Below are 12352 nucleotides of genomic sequence, written 5' to 3' on the forward strand. Positions count from 1 at the left end.
GAATTTATGGCTAAAAAGTCTGGCGCTTAGCCTTGCGTTCTGCCCGACCACGTGCGCGGTTCTCAGCCCGCTTGGTCTTGCGGCGCTTCTCATTAACCGCCCATTGGATTTTCTTCTTATAGCCTGGTTTGATTTTTTTCTTTTTCTTCTTGACCAGACCGATCATTTCTGTGTCCAGCTTCTCCTTGGTCTTCTCCCGATTAGCACGGCGATCTCGGTCGTAGGTATCTTGAAATTCGCCGTTTTTGATCATCTTAGGAGTAAACTTGATGCCCAACTTTTCCAACTCACGAATATCTGAGTCGTCACTCGGTTGATAGAGGGTAATGGCTGTGCCGGGAAGGCCATTTCGTCCCGTCCGACCAACCCGGTGGACAAAGAAAGACAAATCCTGCGGAATGGCATCATTGATGACATGGCTAACGCCCTCGATGTCAATCCCCCGAGCCGCCAAGTCCGTCGCTACAATGTATTCAAAGTCTAGATTCTTGACCTGATTCATGATACGCTTGCGCTCCCGCGGCGGGATGTCACCGTGAATCTTAGCTACTTTCAGCCCTTGCGCAGTCAGATAGGCCTGCAATTCATCCGCCCGAGTCTTGGTATTGACAAAAATCATCGCCAGATAAGGCTGGAGGATCTGACTGATCTCATAAATCTGAGCATTCTTATCCCGCCCTTTAGTTGACAGGAGCCAGTTATCAATGGTATCGGCGATCACTGTCTTGGTCTTAATCTGCTCCATGACTGGATTAGACAGGTATTTTTTCAAGAAAGGTTGGAGCTTTTGCGGAATGGTAGCCGAGAAGACTAAAAACTGCAAGTCTTTAGGCAAGCGAGCTGCAATCCGGTCTACCGTCTCCAAAAAGCCCATATCAAGCGTCATATCAGCCTCGTCCACAACAAAGGTATGAGCCTTGTGGATAGCCAAATCACCTGACTCAACCAAGTCATAAATCCGCCCTGGCGTTCCAATGACGATATGGGGCTGGCTGGACTCTAGCTTGCCAATCTGACGAACCTTGTCAGTCCCACCGACATAGTTGGCCACTCGAATCTCTTGCTCTGAAAAGCTAGCCAGCTGACGGGCAGCCTGATAGATCTGAGTTGCTAATTCTCGGCTGGGTGCTGTAATCACTGCTTGGACACTGTCAGCCTCTTCGTCCAGCTCTTGGAAGATGGGCAGCAAGAAGGTATGCGTCTTGCCTGATCCTGTTTTGGACTCCCCAACCAAGTCTCGGCCAGATAACACCACTGGAATCAGCTTTTCTTGAACCTCTGTCGCCTCCACAAAGTTCAGATCCTTGAGGGCTTCCTGAATATAATCTTTAAAGTTAAATTCTGTAAATTTCATTTTTTCCTCTGTTTACTCTTAATCTTATCTATTATACCAGAAAAATATCTTTTCTGCTCGGCTCAGGACAAGAAAAGGCGGGCTTACACCCACCTTCATATCACAAATATAGAATGGCCAAAGTCAACAAGCTAGCTAAGAGGCCTACGCCCCAGAAGAAGAAGTCAACCTTCCATTCGCTCCAAGGCTGACCATGCCCAGAAAGGCCACCCAGCTCAAAGTGGTGATGGACTGGCGTCATACGGAAAATCCGCTTGCCACCCGTCAGTTTGAAGTAAGTTACCTGCATCATAACAGAAGTCGTTTCAAAGACATAGACGATTCCGATGAGGAGCAAGGTCCACTCTTGATGCAAGGCAATGGAGAGGGCTGCGAGCATACCGCCCAAGGCAAGACTTCCCACGTCCCCCATAAAGATTTTAGCCGGCTTATGGTTAAAGACAAAGAAGCCTAGCAAACCACCAATCATGCTGATAATGACAATCAGAAGGTCAAAGCGTTTCTGCTCCAGGGCAATGACTCCGTAAGCCACCAGGCTGATCGCAACGGAGATACTAGCCAAGCCATCAATTCCATCGGTCAGATTGACAGCGTTGGAGAAACCAACCAGCCAAAAGAGGACGAAGAAGATATAGAGGAAGCCTAGCTGCACTGGAATCGTAAAGACATTGAGAGAGTCTCCTGCCCCGTGCTGATTGTAGAAGAAGTAAAAGATAACTCCCCCTACCAGCTGCAGAGCTAGTTTCTGTTTAGGATTCAGTCCTTCGTTGATCTTACGGAAGACCTTGAGGAAATCATCCAAAAAGCCAACAATGCCGTAAAGAACCAAGATAAAGAGAATCATAATCAAGCCGTTGGACAGTTGTTGGGAAAACAAAGCTATCACGAAACTAGCCAAAACAGAAGCAACCAAAAAGACGGTTCCCCCCATCGTCGGCGTTCCAGCCTTGGCCTGATGCTGCTTGACATCCTCATGCATCTGCTGACCTGATATATGAGCCTTGTGATAAAAACGGATAAAGGCAGGAATCCCAACAAGCGTTAGGATAAAGGTCAGAATTCCTGCAATAATTGCTGTTAACATGCTAGTCTCCCAATGTAACGGTTATTTTTTTCAATTTTTTCAGGTCTGTATTGACCTTTTCCTTCTGTTTGACAACTTTTGAGCCTTTGCCTTTAAAATTGACTTCCAGCCCTTGCCATTCAGCAAATTGCTCCACATTTTCCTTGGTCCAGCCATACATATCTGGCAAATCTTCAAAGTTATCACTTAAAATCAAAATCTGTTGATTGGCTTTTAGTTCTTGCCCTTCTTTTACAGAAATCTTCTTGATTTCACTGCCTGTTCCTAAAATAACGGGCTGTACTAGATTGCGGCGAAGCTCATCAGCCAAGCCTCCTGGGCTAATTTGATTTTTTAACTTCAGTTGTTTGGTCAAACCATCGATAGATGGCATTTTATAGGTTGTTTCTTTTTCAACCAATTCCAAAGCAGGACTATCACCACTCAGATTCAAGCTGTCTTTAAGTGCCACAGCTTCTTCCAAGACTGGATTGACAACTTCCTGCCAGAAAAGTGGTGAAAATTTAACTTCAGGCTGCTGAACAGTGACATACATAATGAAATCTGGACTTTCTGCCGGCGTCATGGCTACCACGGAGTAAATGTTATTATTCTCCCCTTCCAAATAGCCCTTAGCTGTCGCAATTTGGGCTGTTCCGGATTTCACGGCCACATCTTGCCCAGAAACCTTGATAACCGGTTCTCCGCCGATATTCAGTGTTCCATAATAAGGGACCGTTCCAACCTGAATCATATAGTCCCGAGTCGTTTTCGCTGCTTTTCCTGAAACTGGATGACCAACGATTTCTGGCTGGGATTTGCGGGCACTACCCGTTCGTGAATCATAAATAGCAGAGATAAATTTCGGCTCTAACATAACACCATCATTTGAAATAGCCGAAAAGGCACGTAACATCTGCACTTGGGTTACCCCAATTCCTTGTCCAAAGGAACTCATAGCAATGGTTACAGCATTGTCTGTAGGCAAGGCACCATATTCTTCATATCCCATCCCAAAACGAGTCGGTAAGCCAAATTTGAATTTTGATAGATAGTCTATCCACTTGGCATCTCCCATGTCTTGCTCAATACGTGTCATCCCAACATTACTAGAGTATATAAAACCTTGAGCATAGGTCAGGACTTGTCCTGTTGATAACCCCATGTTTACATCCCAGTCGCGGATGGTAGCATCTGCAATCTTATATTCCGAGTTATCGAATGTTCCGGTTGGATTAAAGGATCCATTATCAATCGCTGAGGCTAGAGTCATAACTTTCATCGTTGATCCAGGCTCATACTGCGTCTGGTAAAGGAAGTTATTCCAAGTTTTCAAATGCTCAGCATTCAATCCATCTTTGGTATCCGCATTATAAGTCGGACGGTGGGTCGTTGCTAAAATTTCACCTGTCTTAGCACTGACCAAAGTCGCACTGACAAATTTACCCTTCGCTTTTTCTTGGAAGGCATCCATCCGCGTTTCCAAGTAGGTCTGCAGCTGGGCAGAAAGAGTTGTATACACATCTTTGCCGTCTTCTGTCTTAACAGAAATTTCCTCTGAACCTGGGATGATGTTTCCTTTGCTGTCTTTTTCATAGGTAACCAGACCATTCTGACCGCCCAAGATACGGTCTAGCGACTGCTCCATCCCTGAGGTTCCCACAAGAGTTTTATTACCTTCTTTATCCTCTTGCATCTGAGCCTGACCGATAAATTGCGAAGCAAAGATACCGTTACTATAGCTACGGTTAGGGCTGGTTGTGAAATCAATCCCCTCTATCTTTTCCTTCTCCATCGCTTGTCGGATAGAGCTCATAGTACTATAGGTGATCCCATTTCCTTGAGAACCAAAAGAAACCTGCTTTAAATCCTTTTGCGCAAGCTGCTGCTTAACATAGTCCTTATCTATTCCTAGATGTTGATTAAGAATCTCAGCAACCTTTTCATACTGAGATTCTTCTACATAGAGGACCTTGCCAGCGGCGGATTTGTAATTTTTATCAATAACAGCATAAATGTTATAGGTCGTTGCATCTTCAGCGATCGGGACACCGTTGCGGTCATAGATCGTTCCTCGCTTGGCAGCGACCACGACTGTCTTTTGGTGCACTTGCTTGGCACCTTTTGACAAATTAACACCGAATTTCTGATCCGTCCCGATAATCGTCGCAAAATTAATTAAGAAAATGAAAAAAAGAAAGACAGCTAAGGCACTCATGCTTTTTCCCACTCTTTTTCGATTGTATTCGGGTGTCTGTCTATTTTTTAAAGCATATCGCTGAATATTTTTTAAAAATCTATTACTCATTGGTTGTACTCACTGTCTTACGATTTCCCTTTTGGAGTTTCATATCCTGAGAGCTGGCCAACTGGGACAGCCTTTCATAACGTGTCAATTCATTCACTTCTTGCTTAATATTATCCAATTCAGCCTGCTCTGACTCAATCTGAGCATTAACTTCAGTCAAATCATGATTGACCTGCAGCAGCTTGGTCTGCATAAACACAATACTGACTGCAAGGATAATCGCTGTTAAAATAATGGAGCCATAGAAGGCTTTTTCGACTCGAGAAAATTTCCGAATCCGTTTTTGAATAGGGTGTTGCTTTCTTTCTGCCATGAAACTTACTCATGCACCTTCCTAGCCACGCGCAATTTCGCAGAATGGGCGCGATTATTGGCTTCTAATTCTTCTTTGCTTGGTAAAATGGGTTTGCGAGAAACTAACTCTAGCTTAGGCTGCAAATCATCTGGAATGAAGGGTAAACCTTTAGGAACATCTACGGTTGAAGCTTCTTTAAACAGTTGCTTGGTCAGGCGATCCTCCAGCGAATGAAAAGTAATCACTGAAATACGACCACCTACAGCCAACAAGTCAATAGCCTGCTGAATGGATTCATCGGCCGCCCCCAACTCGTCATTGACTTCAATCCGAATGGCCTGAAAAATCTGTTTAGCTGGATGACCTTTTTTCTTCAGTTCCTTAGCAGGTTTGGCCGATTTGATAATCTCCGCCAGCTCTGTCGTCGTTTCGATGGGCTTGATTTCTCTCGCTTGCTCGATCTTACGGGCAATCTGCTTGGAAAACTTATCTTCGCCATATTTGAAAAAAATACGGACTAGGTCCTTATAAGGATAGTGATTCACAACTTGGTAAGCTGTCAAGCTAGCTTCTTGATTCATCCGCATATCCAACGGTGCGTCCTGCTTATAAGAAAAACCGCGCTCCCGCTCATCCAGCTGCGGACTAGATACGCCCAAGTCGTAACAAATTCCATCAATCTTCTCGACCCCTACTTCATTCAAACGAGTCTTTAGATTGCGGAAATTATCCTTGATAAAGGTCACCATGCCCCGCTCAATATAGGGAGCCAGACGTTTTTTGGCATTGTCAATCGCAGTTTGATCCTGGTCAAAAGCATACAAATGTCCCTTGTCTCCCAGCTTACTCAAAAGATACTCGCTATGCCCAGCTCCGCCCAAGGTCGCATCAACATAGATGCCATCTGGTCGAACATCAAGCTGGTCAATCGTTTCGTGAAGAAGTACAGTAATGTGATGAAATTCTTTTGTCATATCCTATCTATTATATCACATTCATGTATAAAAAAAAATCTAAAAGAATATATCAGCTTTTGATAGGCTACCTTATAGCCTTTGCAAGTCACTTTTAGAAATCTACCACTTAGCTTACCAGCTTCTACCAGTCAGGGAAAAGGCCTTGCGGGCATGCCATATTCTGCTATAATTATAACTACCAATGCATTGCGAGTTGGAATTCCTTCACATTCCGAAATTGATTCGTCCCCAAAGGAGATTTATTATGAAACTTGCTTTACGAAATAGACTATTTGCCTTTATCAGTCTGTCACGGATCTTTAATATCCTAGGCTCTTCTATCTATAATATCGTCTTTATCGTATTTGCTTCTAGCATGCCCCAGCCCAAGTTTGCCGTTGGTATTGCCAATTTTATCGTTCTTGTTCCTACCTTTTTCACAGTCTTTGTCGGGATGAAAGCTGACAAAACCCTTCAAAAGGCCCGCTGGCTTATTCATCTAGGTTATTTGCAGGCCTTCCTCTTCATTTTGGTCGCCCTCCTGACCAAGTCTGCCTCCTACCTAGCCTTTGCTACCGTCTGCTTTCTCAATATCTTTTCCGACATTATCAGCGACTATCGCAGTGGCCTACAGATGCCTATCTTACAGAAAAATATAGAAGAGAAAGATTTGATGGAAGCTTACTCTTTCACTCAACTTCTTACTTTTTTAGGAAATTTTGCTGGGCAAGCCTTGGGCGTCTGGTTACTGAGTATCAGCCAGCAGAATTTCGCTATGGTCGCCCTCATCAACGCCCTCTGCTTCTTACTCTCCTCAAGCACTCTTTATCTGATTCGCCAAAAACTCACCCATGATGCTCCTGCTGTTGCAGAGCAAAAACTTCCTTTCAAAAAACAAATGAAAGACCTTTACCAGAATGTCCAAATGATTTTTGAACAAGAAAAAATCGGAAACTTCCTGCTAGTGCTGCTTCAAGTCCTCCTCTTAAACGCACTGGCCGGCTCTATCATGGGACTCTACAATCTCTATTTATTGGATCACCCATTTTGGGGACTAAACCTGAGCCAGTCTCTGCTCATTATCGAGTCCTGCACAGTGATTGGGATTATCTCTGCCAGTGCCTTCTCAAATGATTATTTTTCCAAGCTCTCCCTGATGCGACTCGTCGTTTGGTGCTCGCTAGCTCTCCTCCTCTTAGGCATCAGCAATTTACTCCAAGCTCCTGCTCTCTTGGGAATTTTCTTTCTGACCTTTCTCATGTACATTTCTGGAAAAATCAATCCTAAAATCAACAGCATGCTACTGAGTAAACTTCCTCCAGAAGTATTAGCCCAAACCTCCAACTTTCTCACTATGCTTTTTAGCTTTTCCATTCCGCTAGGAAGCATGATTTTTACCAGCCTTGGTCTGTGGAATATGGGAAGCGCTTGGTTGGTCTTCTCTCTGCTTGGTGGTGTCTGCCTTCTGCTCAGCCTCAAAAACAACTAGAGTAAAAATCGTCACAATTTAACAAAAAATAAGGAAGCCTAGGCTTCCTTATTACATATTTTTCAATCTTTCTACCCGATCAGAAATTGGTGGGTGAGTGTAAAAGAGCTTTTGCAAGCCACCCTTCTTCTTCGGATCATTGATGTAGAGAGCTGCACTGGCATCATCTACATGGTGCTCCATGGGCTGGCTATTGTCTAACTTCAGCAGGGCATTGATCATGCCCTTAGGATTGCGGGTCAGCTCAACACTTGAAGCGTCTGCCAGATACTCACGTTGACGAGAGATGGCCAACTGCACCAATGTTGCAGCAAGCGGCGCCAAGAGAAGAGCCAGCAGAGAGACAATCATCAAAATAATCCCTAGACCATTGTCATCATCCCGATCGTTTCGTCGACGGCTGCCACCGCCAAACCACATCATGCGCCCAGCCATGCTAGATAGCATCGTGACAGCACTTGTAAGCGCCACTGCAATCGTCGAAATACGAATATCATAATTACGAATGTGACTGACTTCATGCCCCATTACACCTTCAAGCTCTTCACGATTCATGAGGGCAAGCAATCCAGTTGTCGCAGCCACAGCCGCATTCTCAGGCTTTGAGCCAGTCGCAAAGGCATTGGGTGAAGCATCTTCTACGATGTAGACCCGAGGCATAGGAATCTGCGCCACCATGGCCATATCCTGCACAACATGGTAGAGTTCAGGCGCTTCCTGCTCGGAAACTTCCCTCGCACCGTTCATCGACATGACAATCTCTGTAGACTGAAAAATCATACTGACAGCATAAATACCACCGATGATGAAAGCAATGACCATCCCACCAAAGGGAGAATCGAGCCAAAGATAGCCGACAGCAGCCCCAATCAAAGCTAAAAGAGCAAAGAAGGCGACGAGGAGAACCCAAGTACGCCTTTTATTGCTGGCAATTTGGTCAAACAACATAGTCGTCACCTACCCCAAATCGCTAAAATCCACTTTAGGAACAGCCTTTTCTTCCTCTGGTGTCTTCAAGAAGTCTGCTGCTTTAAAGCCAAACATACCTGCAATGACATTGCTTGGGAAAGTTTCCATTTTGACATTGTAGTTGCCGGTTACTGAATTGTAAAGCTGACGAGAATAAGCAATCTTATTTTCTGTATTTGTCAACTCTTCCTGAAGTTTCAAGTAGTTTGTATTTGCCTTAAGGTCTGGGTAATTCTCAGCAACCGCAAAGATACCAGAAATCGAACGAGTCAAGGCATCACTAGCCTCCATAGCTTGGGCAGGTGATGAGGCAGCAGCTACTTGGTTACGCAATCGAGTAACATTTTCCAAGGTTGATTTCTCATATTTTCCATAACCTTTAACCGTCTCTAACAGGTTAGGAATCAGGTCATTTCGGCGCTTGAGCTGGACATCAATCTGACTCCAAGCCTCTTGAGTTTGCATACGGCTTTTAACAAGACCATTGTAAACAGAAATCACGAAAATAGCTACAACTGCCACAACTGCAATAATAATAAAAAACATGGACATAATAAAGATACTCCTTATGATTTGATTGCACCTATTATAACAAAAAAAGCTCAACCTGTCTTTCTTGACATGTCATCTAGTAAAAGAGCTTTAGCTTGAGTAATATCCAAACGCTAAAATGTCAGAAATCTAGAAAAAACTTCTTCATTTTTCTAGAAATCAGGGCAAGTCTGTATCTAACCCTTGGGGACGAAAGAAGCTGATAGGTAGCAGCACCTTGCACCGTTTTATGATATAATAGGATGAATACTGACAAACAAGGATGAAACTATGACACCGCAAGAATTTTACCAGCTCTTAGCCCAGCAGGGAATCGAGCTGACCGACCGCCAGAAAGACCAGTTTGAGCGTTATTTTGAACTCTTGGTCGAATGGAATGAAAAAATCAATCTGACGGCTATCACTGAGAAAAATGAGGTCTATCTCAAGCATTTCTATGATTCAATTGCCCCCGTTTTGCAAGGCCTGATTGACAATCAAGAGCTTAAGCTTCTGGACATCGGAGCAGGTGCAGGCTTTCCCAGCCTCCCTATGAAAATCATCTGCCCTCAGCTGGATGTGACTATCATTGACTCGCTCAATAAACGCATCAACTTCCTCAAACTGCTGGCAGAGGAGCTGGCGCTGGACAAGGTTCACTTCTACCATGGCCGCGCAGAAGACTTTGCTCAGGACAAGGCTTTTCGGGCCAAATTTGACCTAGTCACTGCCCGTGCAGTCGCTCGCATGCAGGTCCTGTCTGAATTGACCATTCCCTACCTAAAAGTAGGGGGCAAACTTCTGGCGCTCAAGGCTTCCAACGCCCCCGAGGAGCTAGAGGAAGCAAAAAATGCCTTGAACCTCCTCTTTAGCAAGGTCCAAGACAACCTCAGCTATGCCCTACCAAACGGTGACCCTCGCTTTATTACGGTGGTGGAAAAGAAGAAAGAAACTCCCAACAAATACCCCCGCAAGGCCGGTATGCCAAATAAAAGACCATTATAAAAAGAAAAATCAGGCCATACTTGCCTGATTTTTTATGTTTGTTAAACCATATTATTTTTCCACAGCCTCATTATAGATTCGAATCCAAGGAGCAACTTGATTTATCACATCTAAAAACTGTAATAAGTCAATATATTTTTGATCCGTATAAGGTCCAAAAGCCAGACGAATATCTTTGTTAGAACTCATTGGATTGTAATACAGATACAGGTGATGAACTTTTGCATACTTTGTTTCTTGCACTTCCTCAATCTTAATGGTCACATCAACTAAATCAGAAAGCATGAGAAATTGGAAATAAGCATCCACCCGTATGATGGCATCCTTGTAGAGATAGAGAGATAAGCTTTCACGCGCATAACGAGAGTCGCTATAAATCAGTTGAAGATCCTTTTCCAGCTCTGGAAAGTGAGAATAAAGTTCTTGACAGCGTCGCAAACTCTTTTCCCTATTGACTATAGCAAGGCAAGTAAAGAGACCGCTCATCGCCATTAGCAAGATGATTAAAATCAGGGTCATTCTCCCCCCGACTTCATCTGTCTGTGACAAAGCCAAGAGCAAAACGAAAGCCCCTAGACCACAAAAAATAGGAAAAACTAATTCCTTATAAAATTTAAAATTTATTTTTTCTTGCACCGATTGATCCTCTCAATCCAAACCTGGCTAGTTTTCCACCTTTAGCCTAGGCCCAAGGATTATAAAAGCGTCCTTTATTGACAACGAAAAGAAGAAGGCTGAGGGCTAGTAGTAGGACGGACACCAAGATTACAAGTTTGTCTAGTTTTCCGAAGGCTTGCTGGGTATACCAGGTCCGCTTTTTGTTTTTCCCAAAGCGACGCAGCTCCATGGCCGTCGCGATGGTGTTGATTCGCTCAAGCGAGCTGAAAATCAAGGGAATAACGATTTGCAGATTGCCCTTGACCCGCTTGCTGAGGGGAGCTTTTTGGGATAATTCTTGTCCACGCGCCTCTTGAGACATCTTGATGAGGTAAAATTCCTCCTGCAAATCCGGAATATAACGCAGGGTCAGGCTGACCGCATAAGCAATCTTATAAGAAAGGCCGATTTGATTGAGACTGGAAGCAAATTGACTGGGATGGGTGGTCATGAGAAAGATCACCGCTAGGGGAATCGTTGAGAAATACTTGAGCAAAAGATTCAAAAGATAAAAGAGCTCCTGAAGCGTGAGATTATAAGCTCCCCAGCCTGTCCAGATCAGATTCTTTGCTCCATAAATCTCCACCCCATACTGAGGAGCAAAGAGATAGACCATGAGAATATTCAGTGCTGCAAAAGTTCCCGCAAAAGCTAAAACGAAAGAAATATCCTTCAGCCGAATCTCAGACACTCGAAATAAAATCAGGGAAGCTAGCGCCACAAGAAGGAGGAAGCGCGTATCGTAGCTCATCATGGCCGCCACCGAAACCAGGATAAAAAAGATTAGTTTGCTGGCACCAGAAAGAGCATGGAGAAAAGTCTGTCCGGCATGGTAGCCAATCAATTTCTGCTGATTAAACATGACTTTCCTCCTTTTTTCGCATGTAAAATTGAGTCAGAGCTAGCGGATCCACTCCCAGCTTCTCAGCTAAGCTAAAAATCGAAGTTTCCTTTAGATTGGCCGCTGCAATCAACTCATGATTGGACAGAACCTGAGCAGGCGACTGGTCTGCTAAAATCTGGCCGTCCACCACCACGATGGCCCGATCCGAATAATCCAACATAAGCTGCATATCATGGGTAATCATGATAATCGTGTGTCCCTGCTGGTTTAGCTCATCGAGAAAGTCCATCATCTCTGTATAATGGCGCTGATCCTGACCAGCTGTCGGCTCATCCAAAAGGATAATCTCTGGATTTAGCACCAAGATAGAAGCAATGGTCACCCGTTTCTTCTGACCAAAAGACAGGGCTGAAATCGGCCAACTGCGGAATTCATAGAGGCCACAAGTTTTGAGCACAGCATGAACCCTTTCTTCAATCTCTGCTTCTGCAAAACCACGCAACCGCAGTCCCAGAGCTACTTCATCAAAGATCATTGTGGTCGAAATCATCTGATTGGGATTTTGCAAGACATAGCCAATCCGCTCCGCTCGCTCCTTGATAGAGTCTCCCTTGATATCCTGTCCCTGCCAACGATACTCCCCTTCTGTATCAATAAAACGACAGAGAGCCTTGGCTAGCGTAGACTTGCCAGCACCATTTTTCCCAACAATGGCTATCCGCTCACCCTTGAAAATCTTCAGACTGATATCCCGCAAAATAGGTCTATCGCTCTGATAAGCAAAGGAAACATGGTCGAGTTCTAAAAGGGCCTCGTGCCTACTGTCAATCTGCTCTGCTTTTTGGTCGGTCAGATTCTGCGAAAGTCCTGTAAGTTCCAGC

At 44.4% G+C, this 12352-nt stretch carries 12 protein-coding genes; 2 read left to right on the forward strand and 10 right to left on the reverse strand.

Translation table 11 applies throughout. The features are described 5' to 3' along the window. Positions 1-10 precede the first annotated feature (10 nt). From O3644_RS08705 to rsmH, 5 genes are all read right to left on the reverse strand, one after another. On the reverse strand, positions 11-1354 hold the full coding sequence (locus O3644_RS08705; RefSeq protein WP_371595504.1) for a DEAD/DEAH box helicase: 1344 nt from the start codon (positions 1352-1354) through the stop codon (positions 11-13). A gap of 100 nt (positions 1355-1454) precedes the next feature. Next, entirely contained in the window at positions 1455-2438 is a 984-nt protein-coding gene (gene mraY, locus O3644_RS08710; protein ID WP_371595505.1) for a phospho-N-acetylmuramoyl-pentapeptide-transferase, read from the reverse strand. A 1-nt stretch (position 2439) separates the two neighbouring features. Next, complete coding sequence (gene pbp2X / locus O3644_RS08715) at positions 2440-4725, reverse strand: penicillin-binding protein PBP2X (protein WP_371595506.1); 2286 nt, start codon at positions 4723-4725, stop codon at positions 2440-2442. After that, positions 4718-5038 (reverse strand): cell division protein FtsL, encoded by a 321-nt coding sequence (gene ftsL / locus O3644_RS08720; protein WP_005591835.1) that lies wholly within the window; start codon positions 5036-5038, stop codon positions 4718-4720. Before ftsL ends, pbp2X begins: the two co-directional genes overlap by 8 nt. A 5-nt stretch (positions 5039-5043) precedes the next feature. After that, the gene (gene rsmH / locus O3644_RS08725) at positions 5044-5994 is read right to left on the reverse strand and encodes a 16S rRNA (cytosine(1402)-N(4))-methyltransferase RsmH (RefSeq protein ID WP_371595508.1); all 951 of its coding nucleotides are present in this window, start codon (positions 5992-5994) and stop codon (positions 5044-5046) included. A 247-nt stretch (positions 5995-6241) separates the two neighbouring features. Between rsmH and O3644_RS08730 the strand changes: the two genes are divergently transcribed. Then, positions 6242-7465 carry a hypothetical protein gene (locus O3644_RS08730; protein ID WP_048764985.1) on the forward strand — a complete coding sequence of 408 codons (1224 nt, stop codon included), beginning with the start codon at positions 6242-6244 and terminating at the stop codon, positions 7463-7465. A gap of 51 nt (positions 7466-7516) precedes the next feature. On the opposite strand, the gene htpX is transcribed toward O3644_RS08730, so the two are convergent. Both htpX and O3644_RS08740 read right to left on the reverse strand, forming a co-directional pair. Then, positions 7517-8413 (reverse strand): zinc metalloprotease HtpX, encoded by an 897-nt coding sequence (htpX, locus tag O3644_RS08735; protein ID WP_048764988.1) that lies wholly within the window; start codon positions 8411-8413, stop codon positions 7517-7519. A 9-nt stretch (positions 8414-8422) separates the two neighbouring features. Then, positions 8423-8980 carry a LemA family protein gene (locus tag O3644_RS08740; RefSeq protein WP_048765037.1) on the reverse strand — a complete coding sequence of 186 codons (558 nt, stop codon included), beginning with the start codon at positions 8978-8980 and terminating at the stop codon, positions 8423-8425. 276 nt (positions 8981-9256) lie between these two features. On the opposite strand from O3644_RS08740, the gene rsmG reads away from it, so the two are divergent. Further along, on the forward strand, positions 9257-9970 hold the full coding sequence (rsmG, locus tag O3644_RS08745; protein WP_048764991.1) for a 16S rRNA (guanine(527)-N(7))-methyltransferase RsmG: 714 nt from the start codon (positions 9257-9259) through the stop codon (positions 9968-9970). Between the two features lie 51 nt (positions 9971-10021). Here rsmG and O3644_RS08750 read toward each other — a convergent pair whose 3' ends face one another. The 3 genes from O3644_RS08750 to O3644_RS08760 all read right to left on the reverse strand — a co-directional run. Further along, positions 10022-10489 carry a hypothetical protein gene (locus O3644_RS08750; RefSeq protein ID WP_239665871.1) on the reverse strand — a complete coding sequence of 156 codons (468 nt, stop codon included), beginning with the start codon at positions 10487-10489 and terminating at the stop codon, positions 10022-10024. Between the two features lie 163 nt (positions 10490-10652). Continuing rightward, a complete protein-coding gene (locus O3644_RS08755) occupies positions 10653-11489 on the reverse strand; it encodes an energy-coupling factor transporter transmembrane protein EcfT (RefSeq protein ID WP_048764998.1) in 837 nt (278 codons plus the stop codon). Further along, positions 11482-12352 (reverse strand): energy-coupling factor ABC transporter ATP-binding protein (locus O3644_RS08760; RefSeq protein WP_371595509.1); only part of this gene is annotated, 871 nt, incomplete at its 5' end. The genes O3644_RS08755 and O3644_RS08760, both read right to left, overlap by 8 nt.

It is taken from the genome of Streptococcus sp. 27098_8_113 (assembly GCF_041432545.1).
In the GTDB taxonomy this organism is placed as follows: Bacteria; Bacillota; Bacilli; order Lactobacillales; family Streptococcaceae; genus Streptococcus.